Source organism: Pseudomonas farsensis (assembly GCF_014268805.2).
Classification (GTDB): domain Bacteria; phylum Pseudomonadota; class Gammaproteobacteria; order Pseudomonadales; family Pseudomonadaceae; genus Aquipseudomonas; species Aquipseudomonas farsensis.
The window spans coordinates 259617-280784 of sequence record NZ_JABWRF020000004.1 but is presented as its reverse complement, the minus strand read 5'-3'; the positions used below and the strand labels follow the sequence as shown (position 1 = coordinate 280784).

The 21168-nt window shown below is 64.3% G+C and carries 22 protein-coding genes; 14 read left to right on the top strand and 8 right to left on the bottom strand.

What is annotated here, in order from left to right; all coding sequences use genetic code 11:
• Nucleotides 1–26: 26 nt before the first annotated feature.
• The 8 genes from HU719_RS21085 to HU719_RS21050 are packed head-to-tail and all read left to right on the top strand — an operon-like array spanning nucleotide 27 to nucleotide 6087.
• Complete coding sequence (locus HU719_RS21085; protein WP_186537083.1) at nucleotides 27–1226, top strand: PepSY-associated TM helix domain-containing protein; 1200 nt, start codon at nucleotides 27–29, stop codon at nucleotides 1224–1226.
• Nucleotides 1223–1762 (top strand): PA2404 family protein, encoded by a 540-nt coding sequence (locus tag HU719_RS21080; RefSeq protein ID WP_186537084.1) that lies wholly within the window; start codon nucleotides 1223–1225, stop codon nucleotides 1760–1762. The genes HU719_RS21085 and HU719_RS21080 overlap by 4 nt, the downstream gene beginning before the upstream one ends.
• Complete coding sequence (locus tag HU719_RS21075; protein ID WP_186521580.1) at nucleotides 1759–2076, top strand: hypothetical protein; 318 nt, start codon at nucleotides 1759–1761, stop codon at nucleotides 2074–2076. Before HU719_RS21080 ends, HU719_RS21075 begins: the two co-directional genes overlap by 4 nt.
• Entirely contained in the window at nucleotides 2073–2642 is a 570-nt protein-coding gene (locus HU719_RS21070) for a DUF6162 family protein (RefSeq protein WP_186537085.1), read from the top strand. The genes HU719_RS21075 and HU719_RS21070 overlap by 4 nt, the downstream gene beginning before the upstream one ends.
• A 16-nt stretch (nucleotides 2643–2658) precedes the next feature.
• Nucleotides 2659–3567: a metal ABC transporter substrate-binding protein gene (locus HU719_RS21065; protein ID WP_186521576.1), complete on the top strand. Its 909-nt coding sequence runs from the start codon at nucleotides 2659–2661 to the stop codon at nucleotides 3565–3567.
• Nucleotides 3564–4310: a metal ABC transporter ATP-binding protein gene (locus tag HU719_RS21060; RefSeq protein WP_186537086.1), complete on the top strand. Its 747-nt coding sequence runs from the start codon at nucleotides 3564–3566 to the stop codon at nucleotides 4308–4310. Before HU719_RS21065 ends, HU719_RS21060 begins: the two co-directional genes overlap by 4 nt.
• A complete protein-coding gene (locus HU719_RS21055) occupies nucleotides 4310–5209 on the top strand; it encodes a metal ABC transporter permease (protein ID WP_186537087.1) in 900 nt (299 codons plus the stop codon). Before HU719_RS21060 ends, HU719_RS21055 begins: the two co-directional genes overlap by 1 nt.
• On the top strand, nucleotides 5206–6087 hold the full coding sequence (locus tag HU719_RS21050) for a metal ABC transporter solute-binding protein, Zn/Mn family (protein ID WP_186521570.1): 882 nt from the start codon (nucleotides 5206–5208) through the stop codon (nucleotides 6085–6087). The genes HU719_RS21055 and HU719_RS21050 overlap by 4 nt, the downstream gene beginning before the upstream one ends.
• Nucleotide 6088: 1 nt before the next feature.
• Here the strand turns inward: HU719_RS21050 and HU719_RS21045 are convergent, their stop codons facing one another.
• Both HU719_RS21045 and HU719_RS21040 read right to left on the bottom strand, forming a co-directional pair.
• Nucleotides 6089–7408, bottom strand: coding sequence for an LLM class flavin-dependent oxidoreductase (locus tag HU719_RS21045; RefSeq protein ID WP_186537088.1), 1320 nt, complete (start codon nucleotides 7406–7408; stop codon nucleotides 6089–6091).
• Between the two features lie 25 nt (nucleotides 7409–7433).
• Nucleotides 7434–8387 (bottom strand): aliphatic sulfonate ABC transporter substrate-binding protein, encoded by a 954-nt coding sequence (locus HU719_RS21040; RefSeq protein ID WP_186521560.1) that lies wholly within the window; start codon nucleotides 8385–8387, stop codon nucleotides 7434–7436.
• Nucleotides 8388–8671: 284 nt separating this feature from the next.
• On the opposite strand from HU719_RS21040, the gene HU719_RS21035 reads away from it, so the two are divergent.
• The 6 genes from HU719_RS21035 to HU719_RS21010 all read left to right on the top strand — a co-directional run bounded on the left by HU719_RS21035 (nucleotide 8672) and on the right by HU719_RS21010 (nucleotide 13888).
• Nucleotides 8672–9280 carry a cysteine dioxygenase family protein gene (locus HU719_RS21035; protein WP_186537089.1) on the top strand — a complete coding sequence of 203 codons (609 nt, stop codon included), beginning with the start codon at nucleotides 8672–8674 and terminating at the stop codon, nucleotides 9278–9280.
• A complete protein-coding gene (locus tag HU719_RS21030; RefSeq protein WP_186537090.1) occupies nucleotides 9277–10863 on the top strand; it encodes a rhodanese-related sulfurtransferase in 1587 nt (528 codons plus the stop codon). Before HU719_RS21035 ends, HU719_RS21030 begins: the two co-directional genes overlap by 4 nt.
• 310 nt (nucleotides 10864–11173) lie before the next feature.
• Entirely contained in the window at nucleotides 11174–11731 is a 558-nt protein-coding gene (locus HU719_RS21025; protein WP_186537091.1) for a lipocalin family protein, read from the top strand.
• A 63-nt stretch (nucleotides 11732–11794) separates the two neighbouring features.
• Complete coding sequence (locus HU719_RS21020; protein ID WP_186521556.1) at nucleotides 11795–12100, top strand: NIPSNAP family protein; 306 nt, start codon at nucleotides 11795–11797, stop codon at nucleotides 12098–12100.
• A gap of 97 nt (nucleotides 12101–12197) precedes the next feature.
• Nucleotides 12198–12605, top strand: a complete 408-nt coding sequence (locus HU719_RS21015) for a DUF2231 domain-containing protein (RefSeq protein ID WP_186521555.1) — start codon at nucleotides 12198–12200, stop codon at nucleotides 12603–12605.
• On the top strand, nucleotides 12602–13888 hold the full coding sequence (locus HU719_RS21010) for a PQQ-dependent sugar dehydrogenase (protein WP_186537092.1): 1287 nt from the start codon (nucleotides 12602–12604) through the stop codon (nucleotides 13886–13888). Before HU719_RS21015 ends, HU719_RS21010 begins: the two co-directional genes overlap by 4 nt.
• Nucleotides 13889–14209: 321 nt before the next feature.
• On the opposite strand, the gene HU719_RS21005 is transcribed toward HU719_RS21010, so the two are convergent.
• From HU719_RS21005 to gnd, 6 genes are all read right to left on the bottom strand, one after another.
• On the bottom strand, nucleotides 14210–14512 hold the full coding sequence (locus HU719_RS21005) for a hypothetical protein (RefSeq protein WP_186521551.1): 303 nt from the start codon (nucleotides 14510–14512) through the stop codon (nucleotides 14210–14212).
• 125 nt (nucleotides 14513–14637) lie between these two features.
• Complete coding sequence (locus HU719_RS21000) at nucleotides 14638–15657, bottom strand: helix-turn-helix domain-containing protein (RefSeq protein ID WP_186537093.1); 1020 nt, start codon at nucleotides 15655–15657, stop codon at nucleotides 14638–14640.
• 648 nt (nucleotides 15658–16305) lie between these two features.
• Entirely contained in the window at nucleotides 16306–16497 is a 192-nt protein-coding gene (locus tag HU719_RS20995; RefSeq protein WP_186535602.1) for a DUF1737 domain-containing protein, read from the bottom strand.
• Between the two features lie 65 nt (nucleotides 16498–16562).
• Entirely contained in the window at nucleotides 16563–18359 is a 1797-nt protein-coding gene (locus HU719_RS20990; protein WP_186535601.1) for a glycoside hydrolase family 15 protein, read from the bottom strand.
• Nucleotides 18360–18483: 124 nt separating this feature from the next.
• Nucleotides 18484–19992, bottom strand: coding sequence for a glucose-6-phosphate dehydrogenase (zwf, locus tag HU719_RS20985; protein WP_186535600.1), 1509 nt, complete (start codon nucleotides 19990–19992; stop codon nucleotides 18484–18486).
• A complete protein-coding gene (gene gnd / locus HU719_RS20980) occupies nucleotides 19989–20972 on the bottom strand; it encodes a phosphogluconate dehydrogenase (NAD(+)-dependent, decarboxylating) (protein WP_186535599.1) in 984 nt (327 codons plus the stop codon). Before gnd ends, zwf begins: the two co-directional genes overlap by 4 nt.
• Between the last annotated feature and the right edge of the window lie 196 nt (nucleotides 20973–21168).

Sequence of the window (21168 nt, the reverse complement as noted above, 5' to 3'; positions counted from 1 at the left end):
GCACTTTTTATGCAGAAGACCGACTGATGGCCCAACAACCGAAAAAGAAATCCAAATCCAAGCTGTGGTTCCTGGTGCACAGCTGGCTCGCCCTGCCGATCTGGTTCTTTGTGCTGATCGTGTGCTTCACCGGCATGCTGGCGGTGGTCAGCCAGGAGATCGTCTGGCTGGCCAACCCCGATGTGCGCGCCAGCAAGCCGGATGACGCCGGCGAGCGCCTGAGCTTCCAGCAGGTCTACGAGGCCATGCAAAAGGCCGAGCCGGACACCTCGGTACGGTTCATCAGCCAGCCCGACGGCTCGCACTTTGCCCTGCAGGCCTCGGTGACCCGCGCCGATGGCACCAGCGCGCTGCTCTACGTCAACCCGTACACCGGGGCGATCCAGGGCCAGCGGCCGGACTTTGACTTCGAGGCCTTCACGCGCGCCCTGCATGGCTGGTGGCTGGTGCCGTTCACCAACGGCTACAGCTGGGGCTGGTACCTGGTGTCATTGCTCGGCCTGCCGATGCTGGCTTCGCTGGTGACCGGGCTTGTGGTGTACAAGAAGTTCTGGCGCGGCTTCTTCAAGCCGGTGCGCACCGGCCACGGCTCGCGAATCTTCTGGGGTGACGTGCACCGCCTGGCTGGGGTGTGGTCGATCTGGTTCATCGCGGTCATTTCGATTACCGGCACCTGGTTCCTGATCCAGGCGATCCTTGGCGACAACCATGTGACCATCTCCACCGAGCCGATCGTGCCAGTGATCGCCCGTGAGCAAGTACCGCAGACCGCCGATGGCAGCCCGGCACCGCGCATCGACCTGGACGAAGCCGCGCGCATCGCCACCCAGACCATCCCTGGCCTGGACGTCACGTTCATTTCATTGCCGGCCACCGCCTACAGCCACATGAGCATGGGCGGGCGCGGCTGGTACCCGCTGATGTATCAGACCGCCGAGGTCAACCCTTATACGCGCAACGTCGACAGCCAGTTCCTGCTCAGCGACCGTTCCACCCTGGAGTTCGTCACCGAGTCGATGCGCCCGCTGCACACCGGCGATTTCGGCGGGCTGGCAATCAAACTGATCTGGTTCTTCTTCGGCCTGGTGTTGACACTGATGGTGCTCAGCGGCCTGCTGATCTGGACCAAGCGCACCGCCCACGCCACCGCCGCTGCACTCAAGCGCGCCGAGCGCCCGGCGCGGGCCAAGCCTGCGCGTGAAACCACCTTGGAGGCCCAGCCATGAGCCAGGCGCACACCTTGCCGCAAGGCGGCTTCAAGCAGTGGTGGCTGAAGTGGCGCTTCCACCTGAACATCCTGCTGATTCTGATCCCGCTGGGCTTCATGCCCAAGTACTTCGCCGATGCCAGCCTGTTCCGTGGTGACAGCGGCCTGGGCGCCAACGTGGTGCAAGGCCTGCAAGTGGGGCGCTGGACCCTGGACCTGGCCGAGCTGCGCGATGAGGCCCCGCGCGCCGACGGCCCGGCGGGTGACTTCAAGGCGTTCAACGCCGCGCTGTGCAACACCTGCGCCGAAGGGGTCAAGGCCATCTACCTGCGCATCGGCAAACCGCGCAGCCTGCGCGCTGCTGGCAGCATCTTCTTTGGCCCGCCCTCGCGCATGGGCACCAACCTGCCAATCCCGCCGCGCACCCGCCCGGATGCCGACATCTGGGTCACCATCGAAGGCTGGGACGGCAAGATGTACCAGGCGTCGGTGCCGCTGGCCAAAGCCTCGCCTGCCACCGCAGCCTGGCTCGAGAAACAAGGAGGCAACAAATGAAACACCTGATGCGCAGGCTCGCCCTGCCCTGCCTGTTGCTGGCCGCCACCCCGGCGCTGGCGCACAACCCCATGTGCGAATGCACCGAAAGCGGCGAGCAGATCACCTGCAAGGGCGGCTTCTCCGATGGCAGCGGCGCCCCCGGCGTGACCTTGGATGTGATCGGCTATGACGAGCAGGTGCTGGTCGCCAGCAAGCTGGGCGCAGACTCCACGCTGTCGTTCAAGCGCCCCGACGGCGAATTCTATGTGCTGTTCGATGCCGGCCCCGGCCACGTGGTCGAAGTGGACCATGCCGACATCGGTGCACCATGAGCCGCGCCCAGGTGATACGCCCGGCCGGCGCCGGGCACGAAACCCTGTACGTGTTGCTGGCCGCGCTGCTGATCATGGCGCTGGCCGCAGGCGTGGTGTCGCTGCGCGGCGAGCGTGAGGACGAGCAGCCCATCGCCGCCCATCAGCTTGATGCCCGCCGCGACCTGAATGCCGCCGAACAGGGCCTGCACACCGACCTGTGGGTCGCCGCTGAGGAAATTCGCGCCCTGGGCGACGAAACCGGCACCGCCCCGAGCGTTGCTGCCCTGGCCGAAGAAGGCCTGCCACCCTTCGCCGCCGACGCCAGCAGCCAGAGCCGTGGCAACCACCAATGGACGCAACTGCCAGGCGGGGCGTATCTGGGCCGCAGCCAGGACCCGCAAGTGGCCGGCAGCTTCGTGCTGATCGTGGCGCAGGACAGCGCCGCCCAGCCCGATGTCTGGCTGCGCCGCGACAGCGCCGCCGTGACGCCCGATGCCCTCGACCCGAATACGCTGATCGCCGCCGGCTGGCAGCAGGTCGTCACCCACTACGATGCCGGGGTTACCCGCCAACATCGCCACTGAACCCAAGGACCTGCCCATGTTCCGCTTCGCCCGCGCCCTGGCGCTGCTTCTGGCTGCCACCCTCCCCGCCGTGGCCCTCGCCGACAACGGCAAGCCGCTGCGCATCGGCATCACCCTGCACCCTTACTACAGCTATGTGAGCAACATCGTCGGCGACAAGGCCGAGGTGGTGCCGCTGATTCCCGCAGGCTTCAACCCGCACGCCTACGAGCCGCGCGCAGAAGACATCAAGCGTATCGGCAGCCTCGATGTGGTCGTGCTCAATGGCGTGGGCCATGACGATTTTGCCGACCGCATGATCGCGGCCAGCGAAAAACCCGATATCAAGACCATCGAGTCCAACGCCAACGTGCCACTGCTGGCCGCCACCGGCATCGCCGCGCGCGGGGCAGGCAAAGTGGTCAACCCGCATACCTTCCTGTCGATCAGCGCCACCATCGCCCAGGTGAATAACATCGCCCGCGAACTGGGCAAGCTCGACCCCGACAACGCCCGCTTTTACCAGCAAAACGCCCGCGCCTACGCCAAGCGCCTGCGTGGGCTGCGCGCCGACGCCCTGGCCAAGGTGACCCAGGCGCCGGACGCGACCTTCCGCGTGGCCACCATCCATGCCGCCTACGACTACCTGGTGCGCGACTTCGGCCTTGAGGTCACCGCCGTGGTGGAGCCGGCCCACGGCATCGAGCCGAGCCCTGCGCAACTGAAGAAGACCATCGACCAGCTCAAGGCGCTGGACGTGAAGGTGATCTTCTCGGAAATGGACTTCCCTTCCGCCTATGTCGAGACCATCCAGCGTGAGTCGGGGGTGCGCATCTACCCGCTGACACATATCTCCTACGGCGAATACACCAAGGACAAGTACGAAGTCGAAATGAAGCGCAACCTCGATACCGTGGTGCAGGCCATTCAGGAGAACCGCGCGTGACCGCCGCAGCCAACCTGCCCCTGGCGGCAGGGCCGCGCATCGAGTTCGCCGGCATCGACCTGACCTTGGGCCGCACGCGCATCCTGGAAAACGTCGCGTTCAGCGTCGCCCCCGGCAGCGTGCACGCCATCGTCGGCCCCAACGGCGGCGGCAAGAGCTCGTTGATCAAGACCCTGCTTGGGCAAATGCCGCACCAGGGCCAGTTGACCTTGCACTGGCCAAGCGCCGGCGAAGTGATCGGCTATGTGCCACAGGCGCTGGAGTTCGACCGCGGCCTGCCCATGACCGTCGACGATTTCATGGCTGCCATGTGCCAGCGCCGGCCAGCGTTCCTGGGCCTGTCACAGCGTGTGCGCCCGGCCATCGACGCGGCGCTGGCGCAGGTGGGCATGCTCGACAAGCGCAAGCGGCGCATGGGCGCGCTGTCGGGCGGTGAGCGCCAGCGCGTGCTGCTGGCCCAGGGGTTGATTCCCGAGCCACAACTGCTGGTGCTGGACGAGCCGATGTCGGCGCTGGATGAGGCGGGTATTCGGGTGTTCGAGCAACTGCTGCACGGCTGGCGCAAGGCCGGCACCACGGTGCTGTGGATCGAGCACGACCTGGAAGCGGTGCTGCGCCTGGCCGACCGGGTCACCGGGCTGAGCCGCAAAGTGCTGTTCGATGCCCCACCCGCCGAGGCACTGACGCCTGAGCGGCTGCTTGGGCTGTTTTCCGTTCACCCGCGCAGCGAGAGCCTTGCCTGATGACTTACGAAGCCTTCCGCGAACTGGTCCAGCACTGGGCTACCGCCGGCTACCTGCCAGAAGCGCTGGCCTACGGTTTTGTGGTCAACGCCCTGCTAGCCGGGCTGATGATCGGCCCGGTGCTGGGCGGGCTGGGCACGCTGGTGGTGGTCAAGCGCTTTGCGTTTTTCTCCGAAGCGGTCGGCCACGCCGCGCTGACGGGCGTTGCCATAGGCATACTGCTGGGTGAGCCCTATACCGGGCCCTACGGCAGCCTGTTCGGCTACTGCCTGCTGTTCGGCATTCTGCTCAATTACCTGCGCAACCGCACCGGGCTGTCGCCAGACACGCTGATCGGGGTGTTTCTCTCGGTATCCCTGGCCTTGGGCGCCAGCCTGCTGCTGATGCTGGCTGGCAAGATCAACGTGCACATCCTCGAAAACGTGCTGTTCGGCTCGGTGCTGACCGTCAGCGGCCAGGACTTGCTGGTGCTGGGCATCGTCGCAACGCTGGTGCTGGCTTTGGCGCTGCCGCTGTACAACCGCATCATGCTGGCCAGCTTCAACCCGCAACTGGCCGCCGTGCGCGGGGTGGCGGTAAAGACCCTGGACTATCTGTTCGTGGTGCTGGTGACGCTGGTCACCGTGGCGGCAGTGAAGGTGATCGGCGCGATTCTGGTCGGTGCCCTGCTGGTGATCCCGGCAGCAGCAGCACGGCTGGTGAGCCAGTCCCTCAAGGGGTTCTTCTTCATCTCGGTGGTGATTGCCACCTTGAGCACCCTGCTTGGCATCCTGCTGCCGATCGTCTTCGACCTGCCGGTGCCCTCGGGCGCCGCGATCATTCTGGTGGCCGGCGTGTGCTTTGCCCTCGCCGCCCTCGCCCGCGCCCTCGTCCCCCGCCTGCAAGGAAACCCGGCATGACCCTACTGCTCAAACGCCTGACCCTCGCCCTGGCGCTGGCCGGCCTGCCTGCCATGGGCCAGGCGGCCGAAACCCAGGTGCTGACCACCTTGGCGCTGACCCACAGCCTGGCCAGCAACCTGCTGCAAGGCACCTCGGTGCAACTGACCCGCGCAGCGCCGGCCAACCTGCCGGCCACGCGCCAGCCGTCGTACTTCAGCGGCCGTGGCGGGGCCAGCCTGCACAAGGCGGCGCTCAAGGCCGATGCGGTGATCGGCGTGCGTTCGATCTGGCGCGACGACCCGCTGTACCCGATGGCCCGGCGCAGCAATATCCGTATCGTCGAAATCGACGCGGCGCGCCCGGTAGACGGCGCCTTGCCGGGTATCGCGGTAAAAGGTGACGAAGCCTTTGGCGCTTACCCTTGGCTGAACCCGGGCAATCTGGGGCGTATGGCTGACGTGGTGGCCAATGACCTGGAGCGCCTGTCGCCGGCAGACAAAGCCAAAATTCAAACCAACCTTGCCGCCCTCAAGCGGCAGATGCTGGAACTCACCGCCAGCAGCCAGCAGCAACTGGCCGAGGTCGATAACCTGAGCGTGGTGAACCTGTCCGAGCGCCTGGGTTACCTGGCCAGCGGGCTGAACCTGGATGTTGTCGAGCAACCGCTGCCGGCCGAAGACAAATGGGATGATGCCGCGCTCACGGCACTGACCGAAAACCTCAAGGGCCAGGACGTGGCGCTGGTGTTGCACCACCGCCAGCCTGACCCGAAAGTCGCCGAAGCCATCGCAAAATCCGGGGCCCGCCTGGTGGTCGTGGAGAGCGACCCGGAAGATACCGTGGCCGGGCTCAAGGCCTGCGTCGAACAGGTGGTCAAGGCCCTGCAACAGGGCTGACCTATTGCGCAAAGCGCGGGATCGCCAACCCCAGGCTCTCGCGCAGCGTCGTCCCCTCGTAAGCCGTACGGTAAACCCCACGTTCCTGCAGCAACGGCAGCACTTCCTGGGTGAACCGGCGAAACTGTGCGGGGTGCCCGATATAGATATTGAAGCCATCCAGCGCCCGCGCCTCGAACCACTCAGCCATCTTCGCTGCCACCGTCTGCGCCGAACCCACGAAGGCCCCAGGGCGCAACTGGCGGCCGAACTCCACGGCCTGGCGCAGGCTGAAGCCCTTCTCCCGCGCTTGGTCGGCAATGCGCTTGGCATTGGTGAAGAAACTGCTGCGCGCGTACTCAAGGCTTTGCTGCGGGAACGGCGCATCCAGGTCGTACTGGCTGAAATCATGCCAGCCAAAGGTACGCCCGAATTCTTTGAGCGCCAGCTCGAAACTATGGTCGGTCTGATGGTAATGGCGCTCGATCTCGCGGGCGTGCTCATCGGTATCACCTACGTAGATTTCCGCGCCCGGCAACACCAGCAACTGCTCAGGGTCGCGCCCCAGGCGTTGAGCGCGGGCCTTGATGTCGCGGTAGAACGCCTGGCCCTGCTCAATGCTGGCGGCGTGGGTAAACACCACATCAGCGGTGGCGGCGCCCAGGTCGCGGCCCTGCTCGGAGTCACCTGCCTGGAAAATCACCGGCTGGCCCTGTGGCGAGCGCTGGATATTCAGCGGGCCGACCACCGAAAAATGCTCGCCCTTGTGTTCGAGCGCATGCAGCTTGGCAGGGTCCAGAAAGCGGCCGGTCGAGCGGTCACGGGGGAACGCGTCGTCCTCGTACGACTGCCACAAGCCTTGCACCACCTGCACATGCTCCTGGGCGCGGGCGTAGCGGGTGTCGTAGTCGTAGTGCTCATCCAGGCTGTAGTTGCCTGCGGTGCCGGCGTCGCCGCTGGTGACAACGTTCCAACCGGCGCGGCCCTTGCTGATCAGGTCCAGCGACGCCAGCCGGCGGGCAACGTTGTACGGGGCGTTATAGGAGGTGGTCAGGGTGCCGACCAGGCCGATATGGCGGGTGCTGACCGCCAACGCCGAAAGCAGCGTCAGGGGTTCCAGGCGGTTGAGGTAATGCGACGGCGAGCCGGGGGTGATGAACTGGCTATCGACGATGAACACCAGGTCGAACAGCGCGGCTTCGGCCTGGCGGGCGATATCGATGTACCAGTCGATATTGACGCTGGCATCGCTGGGTAGCTCAGGGTCCAGCCACAGATTGTGCCGGCCGGGGCCGCCGCAGCCCATGGTCAGGGCGCCGAGTTTGATCTGTCGTTTGCTCATGGGGAATCCTTGGGAACGGGTTGGCTCAATGCTGGCTGACCGTCGGTTGCTCGATGGCGGCCCCGAACGAGGTATCGAACAAGCTGCTGGCCGGATAGGCCTTGATCAGCCCAAGCCCTGCAAAAAAGTCCACGGTCTTCTGCGCATCGACGATCACCTGTGGGTTCAGCGGCGCAAGGTCCGTACGCGCGCGGGCGAACCAGGCGCGGGCAATGTCACGGTCGGCGCGGGTGCGCTTGGCCCAGGCATCGGCGTAGGCCTCGGTGTTGGCAGGGTCGTTCAAGGTCCAGTCGCGGGCCTTTTTCAACCGCTGCAAAAAGTCCGCAATCTGCGCGCGCTTGGCGTCCACCGCCTTGCTGTTGGCAACCACAAAGCTCTGCGCCGGGATCACCCCTTCGGCAGTGGCCAGCACTCGCGCGCCCTGGCGCTCCTGCTGGGTGACATAGGGTTCCCAGGTGGCGATCACGTCAACCGAACCGCCGTCCAGGGCGTGGGAGGCGTCCAGCGCGCTGAGATAGCGCAGCTCCAGGGAATCTCGCGGCACCCCAGCCTTGTCCAGGGCGCTGAACAGCAGTTGCTGGCTCCACGATCCCTTCCAGATGGCCGCACGCTTGCCGCGAAGGTCTTGCAGGCTATGGATGGAGGAGTCCTTGCGGGCGAGGATGGCAACCCCTTCGAGGTTCTGCCGGCTGACAGCGATCACCTTGATCGGCGCGCCTAGGGCGCCGAGAAACAGGGGCGGTGCATCACCCAGCAGGCCGATGTCGAGGCTGCCGACATTGAGCGCCTCGGCCACCGGTGAGCCTGCGGTGAATTGCTTCCATTCCAGGGTATAAGGCAGGTCGTCGAGCACCCCGGCAGCTTCCATGACAGCGCGGGCGTTGTAGCTCTGGTCACCGACGACCAGGGTCTGGGCAGCAGCACTAAGGCTCAGCGAGGTAGCCAGCACGGTGGCGGCGAGTTGTTTCAAATAGCGCACGGGGGTCTCCAGATGCCCGGCAAGGGCAGTAAGGCGATCCGCGCGTGCGGTCTCGTCGCAGTTATTTATAGCTTTTTGGTCTTACCGAGAAGCCTTTTATAATCTATAGCGCATTCAATTAACTGTGAAATGCGCTTTAGGCATAACGTCATGCCTGGATTTGAAAGCACAGCGGCAAATTTGTAAATGCATTATTTGCATATTAGCTTATGCATATTTTGCATTTTGTTAATAGCGCAAGGCTTTGCTAGGGTGCTATGAAACCTGATCGCCGAGCCTGCACCATGACCCAGAACCTGCGCCCCGAGCGCCTGCGCCATTTCATCGACAGCCTTGCCGCGCTGCTCGATCAGCACCCCGACGAAGCCAACCTGCTGGACCACGGCCACACATTGCTGGCCAATCTGGTCGCCCATGATGACTGGTTACCCGACGAGCTTGCCCAGCCCAACGCCGAGCGCTACCAGCAATACCTGTTGCATTGCGATTCGCGCCAGCGCTTTTCGGTGGTGAGCTTTGTCTGGGGGCCTGGCCAGCGCACGCCGATCCACGATCATCGCGTCTGGGGGCTGATCGGCATGTTGCGCGGTGCTGAATACTCGCAGGGCTTCAGCCGCAGCGCCGACGGCGCGCTGGTGGCCGAGGGCGAGCCGGTGCGGCTGGCGCCCGGCCAGGTGGAGGCGGTGTCGCCACGCATTGGCGACATCCACCAGGTCAACAATGCCTTCAGCGACCAGGTGTCGATCAGCATCCACGTCTATGGCGGCAATATCGGCGCGGTCAAGCGCGCGGTGTACGCCGAGGACGGCAGCGAAAAAACCTTTATTTCCGGCTACTCCAATACCCGCCTGCCCAACATCTGGGACCTGTCCAAAGAGAACCCTGCCCCATGACCTCAGTGACTACCCGCAATTACCAGGATATCCGCCGCGCCCTGCTGGCCCATGAGGAACTGGCGCTGGTCGATGTGCGCGAAGAAGACCCGTTTGCCCAGGACCACCCGCTGTTCGCCGCCAACATTCCCTTGTCCAAGCTCGAAATCGAGGTGTATGACCGCGTGCCCCGGCGCGATACCGCCATCACCGTCTACGACAATGGCGAGGGCCTGGCGGTGCTGGCCGCGGAGCGTCTGCTCGCGCTCGGCTATAGCAACGTGGCGGTGCTGGATGGCGGCCTGGCAGGCTGGCGCGCGTCGGGTGGCGAGCTGTTTCGCGACGTCAATGTGCCCAGCAAGGCCTTTGGCGAGTTGGTTGAGAACGTGCGCCATACCCCGTCGCTGGGCGCCGAGCAGGTTCAGGCGCTGCTTGCCGGCAACGCCAATGTGGTGGTGCTCGATGCGCGGCGCTTCGATGAATACCAGACCATGAGCATCCCTGGCGGCATCAGTGTGCCTGGCGCCGAGCTGGTATTGCGGGTGGCGGAACTTGCGCCCGATCCAGCTACCCAGGTAATCGTCAACTGCGCAGGGCGCACCCGCAGCATCATCGGCACCCAGTCGCTGGTCAACGCCGGCATTCCCAACCCGGTGGCGGCCCTGCGCAACGGTACCATTGGCTGGACCCTCGCCGGGCAGCAACTGGCCCACGGGCAAAGCCGCACCTTTGCCGAGGTGAGCGCCGGCACCCGCGCCAACGCCGCCCGCCAGGCGCGCTCGGTGGCTGATCGCGCCGGTGTGCTGCGCCTGGACCGCGAAGGGCTCGCTGGGTGGCAGGCCGATGCGGCGCGCACCACGTACCTGTTCGATGTGCGCACGCCCGAGCAATACAGCGCCGGCCACCTGCCGGGCAGCCGCTCGGTACCGGGTGGGCAGTTGGTACAGGAAACCGACCATGTGGCCAGCGTGCGCGGCGCTCGCATCGTGTTGGTGGACGACGATGGCGTGCGCGCCAACATGAGCGCCTCATGGCTGGCACAGATGGGGTGGCAAGTGGCGGTGCTCGATGGGCTGTCTGCAGCAGACTTCAGCGCCCCCGGCGAATGGCAGCCAACGTTGCCTGAAGTGCCTGAGGTTGAGGCGATTGGTGTTGAACAGCTGGATGCCTGGCTGCCCGAGGCTGGCACGGTGTTGCTGGACTTCACCACCAGCGCCAACTACGTCAAACGCCACATCCCCGGCGCCCACTGGGCGATCCGCGCCCAGTTGCCACAAGCGCTGGAGGCCGTGCCGCAAGCACAGCGCTATGTACTGACCTGCGGCAGCAGCCTGCTGGCGCGCTTCGCCGCCCGTGACTTGCAGGCGCTGACCCAGGTGCCGGTGTATGTGCTCGAAGGCGGTACCGCACGCTGGATAGCTGCCGGACTGCCGCTGCAGAGCGGCGAAACCCACCTGGCCGTACCCCGCAGCGACCGTTATCGCCGGCCCTATGAAGGCACCGACGCGCCCCGCGAGGCGATGCAGGGGTATCTGGATTGGGAGTTCGGGCTGATTGCCCAGCTCGAACGCGATGGCACCCATGGGTTTGCCGTGCTGGCCTGAGATCTCGGGGCTGGGCCCACCGCACGCTGGGGCTGAACGTTGATCACCCAGCCCTTTGCCGCCGAAAGCGTGGGAGCGGGCTTGCCCCGCGATAGCATCAGACCAGGCAACTCAAATCTGCCTGCTGCCCTCATCGCGGGTCAAGCCCGCTCCCACAATGACCAGAGATGCCTGCGCGAGCGCGCAGCCCACTCCAGCGCACAGTGAATGCGCATAACCCCCTGAGCATACTCGCAACGCCTCGATACAACTTTCTCACTGCCCGCGCATCGAACACCCTGTAACACTTCCCTTTTTCCAGGAGGTTTCCATGACGATGCGTTCGGCCCTGCTGCTGTCCTGCCTCACCCTCGCACTGGTCGGCTGCTCCAGTTCGCGCGATGAGCAGCAAGCTCCACCTATCACCCAATCGGTCGACCTCAAGCGCTACCAGGGCACCTGGTACGAGCTGGCGCGCCTGCCGATGTTCTTCCAGCGCAACTGCGTGCAATCCGAGGCCCACTACGGCCTGCGTGAAGACGGCCGCATCGACGTGAACAACCGCTGCAAGGAAGACGACGGCAAATGGAACGATGCCCACGGCATCGCCGAGCCCGAGGTCGCCGGGAACACCGACAAGCTGTGGGTGCGCTTCGACAACTGGTTCAGCCGCCTGGCGCCGGGGCTGACCAAGGGTGAGTACTGGGTGCTGTATGTCGACCCCGACTACAAAGTCGCACTGGTCGGACACCCTAACCGCGAATACCTGTGGCTGCTCTCGCGCACCCCAACCGTCAGCCAGCAGACTCGCGATCAGTTGCTGCAGATTGCCCGCAAACAGGGGTATGCCACCGAGGATCTGATCTGGCGCCAGCCCGATACCCCGTGACGCTGCAAGCACCGGCCTGTAAGGTGAGCCTTCCGAAAAGGCTCACCCAAAGGACTGCGTGCAATGGTCACCTGCCACCTCAAGTACATCCTCGACCCCTATCAGATTCCGGCCTTCGAGGCCTACGCCAAGCTGTGGATCCCCATCGTCAACCGCATGGGCGGCACCCACCACGGCTACTTCCTGCCAAGCGAAGGCGCCAACAATGTCGCCTACGCGCTGTTCAGCTTCCCGAGCCTGGCCGCCTACGAGCAGTACCGGGCAGACTCGGCGTCTGACCCTGAGTGCATTGCAGCCTTCGCCCTGGCCACCGAACAGCGGTTCATCCTGAGCTACGAGCGCAATTTCCTGCGACCGCTTCTGGCGTAGACGCGACAGCACACCGACTGAACCAATGCACCCTGCGGCACTCCTCAATTAGGCGCCCTGCGCGCGCCTGAGGATTGCCGACCGATAAGGAGTGCCCGTGACCACCACCCCCGCCCCGCTCTACTACAGCCACCCCGGCGTGCTGCACAGCACCTTGCTCGCCGGCAGCCTGCCGCTGTTCGTCGGTGGGCTGCTCAGCGACATCGCCTATTACCAGAGCTACCAGATCCAGTGGAGCAACTTCGCGGCCTGGCTGATTGCCGGCGGCCTGCTGCTCAGCGGCCTGGCGCTGCTGTTCGCGCTGGTCGGGCTACTGCGTGCGCCGCGCCGCAAACTCTATTTCGTGGTGCTGCTGGCAACCTGGCTGCTGGGCCTGGTCAATGCCTTCGAGCACGCCAAAGATGCCTGGGCGGTGATGCCGTCAGGGCTGGTGCTGTCGGTGATTGTCACCCTGCTGGCCTGCGTGGCCACCTGGGCTGGCCTGCGCACGGAGGTCCGCGTATGAAACTTGCACTCAGCGCCTTGAGCATGGCCCTGCTGCTCAGCGGTTGTGGTGGCGATGGCGAAGCTACTCAGAGCCGCGGCCCCGAACCGAAACTGCCGGCCCCGGAACGCGGGCTGCTACCCAGCATGAAGATCGCCGAGCCCACCACCTGGGGCGATGCCACCCCACAAGTCCCCGAGGGCTACCGCATCACGGCCATCGCCCGCGACCTGAAAATACCGCGCCAGACGCTGGTGCTGCCCAACGGTGACATCCTGGTGGCCGAGGGCCGCGGCGGCAACGCGGCCAAGCTCAAGCCCAAGGATGTTATCGCCAGCCAGATCAAGGCCAAGGGCAACACTCAGGTCAAAGGCGGCAACCGCCTGACCTTGCTTCGCGACGCCGATGGTGACGGCACCTACGAGCTGAACACCGTGTTTGCCGAGAACCTCAACGCGCCCTACGGCCTGGCGCTGGCAGACGGCAAGCTGTATGTCGCCAACCAGGATGCATTGGTGCGCTTTGACTATCGGGACGGCCAGACCAAAGCCGAAGGCGCACCTGAAAAAGTCACCGACCTGCCCTCCCAGATCAACCACCACTGGACCAAGTCACTGGCGGCCAGCCCGGACGGGCGCTACCTGTATGTGGGTATCGGCTCGAACAGCAACATCACCGAGCGCGGGCTTGAAGTTGAGGCAGACCGCGCCATGGTCTGGCAGATCGATGCGGTCACCGGCGCTCACCGCCCTTATGCCACCGGCTTGCGCAACCCTACCGCGCTGACCATCCAGCCCGGCAACGGGCAGCTGTGGGCGGTGGTCAACGAGCGTGACGAACTGGGCCCGGACCTGGTGCCGGACTACCTCACCTCGGTACAGGAAGGTGCCTTCTATGGCTGGCCTTACAGCTACTGGGGCCAGAACGTAGACGAGCGCGTGCGGCCGCAGAACCCGGACAAGGTCAAGGCCGCCGTCAAGCCTGACTACAGCCTGGGTTCACACGTGGCGGCACTGGGCGTGGACTTCTCCACAGCAAGCATGGGCCCACAATTCGCCGAGGGTGCCTTCATTGGCGAGCACGGCAGTTGGAACCGGCCGAACCCTGTGGGCTACAAGGTGATCTTCGTGCCATTCAAGGATGGCAAGCCTGCTGGTGAGCCTGTGGACTTCGCCACCGGGTTCCGCGGCGAGGACGGCAAGACCCGGGGCCGACCGGTCGGAGTGACGGTGGACCCACGGGGTGCGCTGATCATTGCCGATGACCTGGCCAATACCATTTGGCGAGTGACCCGGGCGCAGTAAAACCGACGAGGGTGGCGAGCGGGGGCGGGTGTTACTCGCGCTCGCCATCTGGTGGTGAGCTGGAACTCTCAGGGTATTTTTCCTTCCCGCTGGCTAGCCTCGTAGACACCAACCGGCACTTGCCGCACCCACTGGAACGCCTGGTCGATCAAGTCTGGCCTGACCCAGCCGAGCAAAAAAGGCACAGTCAACAGCGCTACGCACAACCCGCAAGCAATCAGCGTCCGGGGCTGCGCAAACCGGCGTGAAGGGGCTGCGCGCAGCAACGCGCGCAACGCGACGGTTTCTTCAGGTGTGAGCACTATCCGGATCGATTCTCCATTACTCCGAGGCATCGGCAGTCCTCCCATAGCGGGCAAGCAGTTGCCCATCGAACAGTACCCGGATATCCCCACTTTCATCCGGGATTTCAATGCTCAGTTCATGGACCCGCCGACGCACTGCAGGTTTTGGGCTGAGCCTCAGCGCCAGGGTATCCTCGCTGTCTCCAGGCTCGACCGAGGCCTGTAGCGCAACCGACATGGACGTCATGTCGATACCCCCCCACCGCCTGCCGATGGCGAGCCGCGCGTCGAACACGGCAGCCTCCAGGTGATCAACGAATTGTTCCAGGTGTTGATTCATGTCTGCTCCTCATTACTCAGCCAGAATGGCCGGCCGGTGGCCCCCACGTGTTGAGCGCTGGGCAGGCCGCGAAACTGGCCACTCTTCGTCGGATTGGGCCAAGTCTCGACCCTGACGCTGCAAGATTACGAGGTGGGCCGGGGGACGTCCCGGGGCGTGCGTTCCAGAAAGTTGCCTGTACGTCCCAACTCCGCCGGACTGCCGTCCAGTGCAGCGATCAGACGTGCCAGCACCGGGACCTGCGCCGCATCGCAAACCGGTTGACCCAGCGAAACAGCGTGCCGCGCTGCGCTTCGAGCAGCGCCTGGGGACATGCCGAAGGCCTTTCGAAACGCCTTGCTGAAGTGCGCCTCATCGACAAACCCATGGGCGTAGGCCAGCTCGCCGATGCGTAGCCCGGCGTTGTGCCTATCACCCAGTGCCAGCAGGCATCGACGCAAGCGCCGCTGCTGTACGTAACGATGTACACCGCCGAACCGTTCGAAAACCCGGTACAGCTGGCTACGCGAGGTCCCCACAGCCTTGGCGAGCACCGCCGAAGTGAGGTCGTTGCGGTGCAGGTTGTGTTCGATGAAGCACCTCACCCGCCCCCCCAACTCTGCCAGCCCGACAGCGGGACGTGCGTTGCATTGGCTAAGGTGTCGCGCCAGGCAGGCGCTGATCATGTCCAGCAAGGGCTGGCCGAACCCAATTCGCTGACAGTCATCGAGCTGCGACGCCACTGCTGCCAACGACGAGAGCATGCTGGTAAGCAGGTTCGCGGAGGCGCTAAACCTGCGCAGAACTAGCCCGTGCAACTGTGCCGATTGGGCAACTGGCAGCTCGCTGCGCGGAATCACCAAGCTGATGCTGCGCCCCGCCGACACGTGAAAGTCAGCGGTTTGCGTGAAGTCCAGCAGCACCACGTCACCGGGACGAACCCGTCGCCCTTGGTCGATGTGCACGCCACCTGAAAGGGGTATATGCAGCAATAGGTGATTGAGTTCGCCAACGCCAGGCTGCAGCGGATCACGGCGATATCGGGCGCTGTCCAACTGGCTGTCGAGCAACATGAAGCGGCTGAAATGCTGGATCTCGATGGCGACGCCGAAGCCTTGCTTGGGCATCGGATCAACGCTGAACAGCCCTTCAAATACCTGCCGCACAGCACTGCAGGCCTCATCGAACGGCCTGCCGATGGTGTCAACGCTAAAGGTGGGAACATGCGTTTCGCAAGGCACGGGCGGGACAGATCCGGCATCAGGACAATGCCGTCATAGTGCCCCGCACGGGTGTCCGAGAGGGAGACGGAAAGGCTTGCACGGGGGCAGATGCTGCTGAACATCTGCGTGGGGGATTCTATGGTTTTGCGCAAGCTTGTACTGGCCTCATTGCAGGCTGTCGCCAGCGCCTCCAAAGACCGCGCCGAGCGCTCAGATCCCTGTGGGAGATCGCCCAGCTCTTCCGGGCTGCGCTGTCGCTCAGAGAACTGGGCAACGTGGGAGATTCTATGGTTTCGGGCAAGTCGCTTTTGATTATGTAGGAGCGGCCTTGTGTCGCGATGGGCTGCGAAGCAGCCCCAGGATCTGTGCACCCACCAGAATCGCTGGGGCTGCTTCGCAGCCCATCGCGACACAAGGCCGCTCCCACACTGACCGCGTAAAACGGCACCGATATAGCGACAAGCCACATTCCGTGGGTTTGACCCGCGATAGCGTCAGATCGGCCAACTCAGCTCGGCCTGCTGGCCTCATCACGTTGCAAGCCCGGCTCCACGTCTTCACAGGCGTCGATCGAGCGAGTCTGATCAATGATCAGTCGCGCGGCCAGATCAGCGCTTGGGCGGCAATCACATGGCCAAGCGTCGCGTCGAAGGTGACACTGGGCGAGCCATACAACTGATAGCCCAGCGCAAGCTGTTCGCTGATGCGCCAGCAGAAGCTCGCATCATCCTTGCCGGTTATCAGGCGATACACTGGCAGGCCGTCGGGAGGGATCGAGGGCATTGGGTTGGTCCTTGTCTGGGAGCGCTGAAACGCGGGCTTGGCATCATGACATGGCAGAGCCTTCGTCAGAGCAGCGCAGCCCTGTCACGCACCGGGCACTGCGCCCGGTGCAGGTTCAGCGCGGTGTTGATAATGCCGATATGGCTGAACGCCTGGGGGAAGTTACCCAGCATGCGCTGGCCGGCCGGGTCGTACTGCTCGGCCAGCAAGCCGACGTCATTGCAGAGCCCGGTCAATGACTCGTACAACGCCTGGGCTTGGGCGTGGCGGCCCAGCAGCACATAGACGTCGGCAAGCCAGAACGAGCAGACCAGGAACGTGCCCTCGCCCGCCGTCAGGCCATCGGTGCAGGTGTCACTGTCGTAGCGCAGCAGCAGGCCATTGCGCAGCAGGCGCTGTTCAATCTGCTCAAGGGTGCGCAAAAAGCGCGGGTCGCTGGCCGGCAGGAAGCCGGTCAGGGCGATCTGCAGCAGGCTTGCGTCCATATCGCTGGAACCGTAGGCCTGGACAAAATAGTCGCCCTCGGCGTCAAGCCCGTGCTCGCACACTGCGCGGTGGATCTGGTCCGCCACCTGGCGGTAGTGCGCAGCGCGCTCGCGGCCCTCTTCGGTGGTTTCGGCAAGGCTCGCCGAGCGGTCGAAGGCTACCCAGGCCATGACCTTGGAATGCACAAAATGCTGGCGCGGGCCGCGCACCTCCCAGATGCCTTCATCCGGGTCGCGCCAGATGCGCTCCAGGTACGGCAGGATGGCCCGGGCAATGGCGGCGCTGCGCGGATGGCGCGGCAGGCCGCCCTTGATCGCCTGGGCCATGGCGTCGGCCAACTCGCCGTAGATATCCAGCTGGCGCTGATCGGCCGCAGCGTTGCCGACGCGCACCGGTTGTGAATGCTCATAGCCGGCAAGCCAGGGCAAGGTGAACTCGGTGAGGTCCCGCTCGCCCCCCAGGCCATACATGATCTGCATCTGCTCGGGGTTGCCGGCCACCGAGCGCAACAGCCATTCGTGCCACGCTTGGGCTTCGTCGAAATACCCCAGGTTCATCAACGCCAGCAGGGTCATGGTGGCATCGCGCAGCCAGCAGTAGCGGTAATCCCAGTTGCGCTCACCGCCCACGCGCTCGGGCAGCGAGGTGGTGACAGCCGCGACCATGCCGCCGGTGGGCGCATAGGTCATCGCTTTCAAGGTGATCAGCGAGCGCCGCACCAAGGCCGTGTAGGGGCCGACATTCGGGCAGCGGTCGGCGAAGGCTTGCCAGTGTTCGAGGGTCTGTTCAAGGTCATGGTCGGCGTCGCAGCCTGGCTGCACCGGCAGGTGCGAGGCCTGGTGGCACAGGCTGAACACCTGGCGCTCACCTGCAGCCACGCGAAAGCGGGCCACGCTGTGATGGTCCTGGCCGTGGGTGGCGCAGGTGCTGCGCAAGATCAGCCGGTCGGGGCCGGCAACCGCACTCAGGGTCAGCGGGTCGATTTTTTCGACCCACGGCACACTGCGGCCGTAGTCGAAACGCAGCACCAGGTCCATCTCGAATGCGGTTTCTCCGGCCAGCCCTTCGACCACACGCAGCACTGCGTTGCTCTCGCCCACCGGCATACAGTCCAGCACCCGGGCACGGCCAGTTGCGGTGACCCAAGTGGTTTCCAGGACCAACGTGTCGCCAACGTAGCGGCGCGTGCACTGTTCGATGCCGTCGCTTGGGGCGATGCGCCAGCGGCCGTTGTCTTCGTTGCCCAGCAAGGCGGCGAACACTGCGGGGGCATCGAAACGCGGCAGGCACAGCCAGTCGATGGCGCCGTCGCGGCTGACCAGGGCGGCGCTGCGGCAGTTGCCAATAAGGGCGTAGTCTTCGATAGGGGCTGGCATCCGGGCTCCTGCGCGTTAGCGGGTTTGCAGGGTTGGATGCCAGGGGTGGCGCAGTCGTTCCGCTTGAAGCAGCTTTTGCAGCTAAGCACGGCTTTATGCGGCCGTGCTCTGCCGCCCCACCTGGTCAGCTCAGCCTGTGCCACTCGCGCTTGTCGCGGCTCAGCAGCTCGTTGCCGGCTTCGGGGCCATCTTCGCCTGCGGCATAACCATGCACCTCGCCTGCACCACTGGCCCAGGCATCCAGAAACGGCTGCACAGCGCGCCAGCCGTTCTCGATGTTGTCGGCGCGCTGGAACAGGGTCTGATCGCCGGTCAGGCAGTCGTAGATCAAGGTTTCGTAACCGGTTGCCGGGGTCATCTTGAAGAAGTCCTTGTAGGCAAAGCCCAACTCGACGTTCTCCATCACCAGTTCAGGGCCGGGGCGCTTGGCCTGCAGGTCGAACCACATGCCCTCGTTGGGCTGGATCTGAATTTTCAGGTAGTTGGGCTTGGGCCGCTCCAACTCGCTTTCGCGGAACTGCGCATAGGGCGCCGGCTTGAAACAGATGGCGATTTCGGTGTCGCGCACACTCATGCGCTTGCCGGTACGCAGGTAAAACGGCACCCCGGCCCAGCGCCAGTTGTCGATCATCACCTTGAGCGCCACATAGGTTTCGGTCTGGCTGTCGGGTGCGACATTGGGCTCATCGCGGTAGCCGGCGAGCTTCTTGCGGCCCTGCTTGGCGCTGAGGTACTGGCCGCGCACCGAGTTTTTCAGGGCCATCTTGTTTGACCAAGGGCGAATGGCACCAATTACCTTGGCTTTCTCGCCACGCACAGCATCGGCGCCGAATGCTGCAGGCGGTTCCATGGCAACCATCGCCAGCAGTTGGAACAGGTGGTTCGGCACCATGTCACGCAGGGCGCCGGTGTTGTCGTAAAACGCCCCGCGCGTTTCGACGCCGACGGTTTCGGCAGCGGTGATTTGTACGTGGTCGATGTAGTGGTTGTTCCAGAATGACTCGAACAGGCCGTTGGAGAAACGGCTGACGAGGATGTTCTGCACGGTTTCCTTACCCAGGTAGTGGTCGATGCGGTAGATCTGCCGCTCGTTCATCACCTTCAACAGGCAGGCATTGAGCGCCTCGGCGCTGGCCAGATCGGTGCCGAATGGCTTTTCCACCACCACCCTGCGAAAGCCGCCAGCGGTCTCGTCCAGAAGGCCTGCCTCGCCAAGGCGCTGGGCCACTTCAGGGAAGAAGCGTGGCGAGGTCGCCAGGTAGAAAATGGCATTGCCGTGGCTGGTCTTGTCGATCCGCTTGGCCAAGGCTTGATAGGTTGCAGGGTCGAGGAAATCGCCGGTCTGGTAGTCCAGGCGCTTGGCCAACCGGGCCCAGATTTTATCGTCGAGCGACTTGGGCGCGCCCTCGCCGCCTTTGTCGCGGGTTTGCATGAAGGCATGCAGGCGCTGGGCAAATTCTTCAGCCGTGGCGGGGTTGTGGTCAACGCCGATAATTCGCAGATTGCGATCGAGCAAGCCGTCGCGGCTCAAGTTGTATAGCGCCGGCATCAGCAGGCGCTTGACCAAGTCGCCGTTGGCGCCGAACAGAAACAGCGTGCAAGGCGGTGCAGCCGGTATCTTCTTTTCGGTCATTGGCCTTTTTTCTCCACATGACCACCGAAGCCCAGGCGCATGGCGGACAGCACCTTGTCACCGAAGGTGCCTTGCTGCTGGCGCGAACGGAAACGCGCAAACAAGGCGCTGGACAGTACCGGCACCGGCACCGCCTGCTCGACGGCAGCATCGATGGTCCAACGGCCTTCGCCGCTGTCGGACACCGAGCCACTGAACGCCGCCAGTTGCGGGTCGGCCACCAACGCATCGGCGGTGAGGTCGAGCAGCCACGAGGTGACCACGCTGCCGCGCCGCCATACTTCGGCAATTTCGGCGACGTTCAAATCAAAACGCTGCTCTGGCGGCAACTCAGGGCCACCTTTGCTGCGCAGCAGGTCGAAGCCTTCGGCGTAGGCTTGCATCAGGCCGTACTCGATACCGTTGTGAACCATTTTCACGTAATGCCCGGCTCCTGGCGGGCCGGCATGAATGTAGCCATGTTCGGCGCGCTGGTGTTCACCGCTGAGACCTTGGGTCCGTGGAATGTCGCCAACACCCGGCGCCAGCGCCTTGAACAATGGTTCCAGGCGTTCGAACACCGATTTGTCGCCGCCGATCATCATGCAATAGCCGCGATCCAGGCCCCATACCCCGCCCGAGGTGCCGACATCGAGGTAATGCAGGCCACGCTGGGCAAGTTCGGTAGCGCGGCGCATGTCGTCCTTATAGAAGGTGTTGCCGCCATCGATGATGGCATCCCCAGGCTCGAGCAGGTCGGCCAGTTGCGCGATGGTCTGTTCGGTGGCCTCGCCTGCCGGCAGCATCACCCACACCGCGCGCGGCGCCTTGAGCTTTTGGACCAGCGCGCCGAGGTCGTGGGCGCCTTGGGCACCTTCGCCCTCAAGAACCGTGACCGCCTCGCGGCTGCGATCATGCACCACGGTGCGGTGGCCGGCGCGCATCAGCCGCCTTGCGATATTGCCGCCCATGCGGCCCAGCCCGACGATTCCCAGTTGCATGTGGCGACTCCCGGTAAAAATGGATGACATCGTTGAAGCATTTCAGATTAGTCCAGCGCGCCGCCCGAGGGTTCACCGACGAACGGCGCGACCACCATAAACAAAAAAGTTCCAATCAATGTGGAAAGAATTCAGAATGCGCCCGCATAAAGCGACTACGCTTTCAATTGTCACCAGCCAGAATGCGAGGTGTACT

Coding starts and splice junctions, on each gene's coding strand:
- HU719_RS21020 (WP_186521556.1), top strand. CDS start 11,795: ATGGTCACCTGCCACCTCAAGTACATCCTCGACCCCTATCAGATTCCG.
- HU719_RS20990 (WP_186535601.1), bottom strand. CDS start 18,359: ATGCCAGCCCCTATCGAAGACTACGCCCTTATTGGCAACTGCCGCAGC.
- HU719_RS21005 (WP_186521551.1), bottom strand. CDS start 14,512: ATGAATCAACACCTGGAACAATTCGTTGATCACCTGGAGGCTGCCGTG.
- HU719_RS21035 (WP_186537089.1), top strand. CDS start 8,672: ATGACCCAGAACCTGCGCCCCGAGCGCCTGCGCCATTTCATCGACAGC.
- HU719_RS21085 (WP_186537083.1), top strand. CDS start 27: ATGGCCCAACAACCGAAAAAGAAATCCAAATCCAAGCTGTGGTTCCTG.
- zwf (WP_186535600.1), bottom strand. CDS start 19,992: ATGACCGAAAAGAAGATACCGGCTGCACCGCCTTGCACGCTGTTTCTG.
- HU719_RS21055 (WP_186537087.1), top strand. CDS start 4,310: ATGACTTACGAAGCCTTCCGCGAACTGGTCCAGCACTGGGCTACCGCC.
- gnd (WP_186535599.1), bottom strand. CDS start 20,972: ATGCAACTGGGAATCGTCGGGCTGGGCCGCATGGGCGGCAATATCGCA.
- HU719_RS21010 (WP_186537092.1), top strand. CDS start 12,602: ATGAAACTTGCACTCAGCGCCTTGAGCATGGCCCTGCTGCTCAGCGGT.
- HU719_RS20995 (WP_186535602.1), bottom strand. CDS start 16,497: ATGCCCTCGATCCCTCCCGACGGCCTGCCAGTGTATCGCCTGATAACC.
- HU719_RS21070 (WP_186537085.1), top strand. CDS start 2,073: ATGAGCCGCGCCCAGGTGATACGCCCGGCCGGCGCCGGGCACGAAACC.
- HU719_RS21050 (WP_186521570.1), top strand. CDS start 5,206: ATGACCCTACTGCTCAAACGCCTGACCCTCGCCCTGGCGCTGGCCGGC.
- HU719_RS21080 (WP_186537084.1), top strand. CDS start 1,223: ATGAGCCAGGCGCACACCTTGCCGCAAGGCGGCTTCAAGCAGTGGTGG.
- HU719_RS21075 (WP_186521580.1), top strand. CDS start 1,759: ATGAAACACCTGATGCGCAGGCTCGCCCTGCCCTGCCTGTTGCTGGCC.
- HU719_RS21045 (WP_186537088.1), bottom strand. CDS start 7,408: ATGAGCAAACGACAGATCAAACTCGGCGCCCTGACCATGGGCTGCGGC.
- HU719_RS21030 (WP_186537090.1), top strand. CDS start 9,277: ATGACCTCAGTGACTACCCGCAATTACCAGGATATCCGCCGCGCCCTG.
- HU719_RS21065 (WP_186521576.1), top strand. CDS start 2,659: ATGTTCCGCTTCGCCCGCGCCCTGGCGCTGCTTCTGGCTGCCACCCTC.
- HU719_RS21025 (WP_186537091.1), top strand. CDS start 11,174: ATGACGATGCGTTCGGCCCTGCTGCTGTCCTGCCTCACCCTCGCACTG.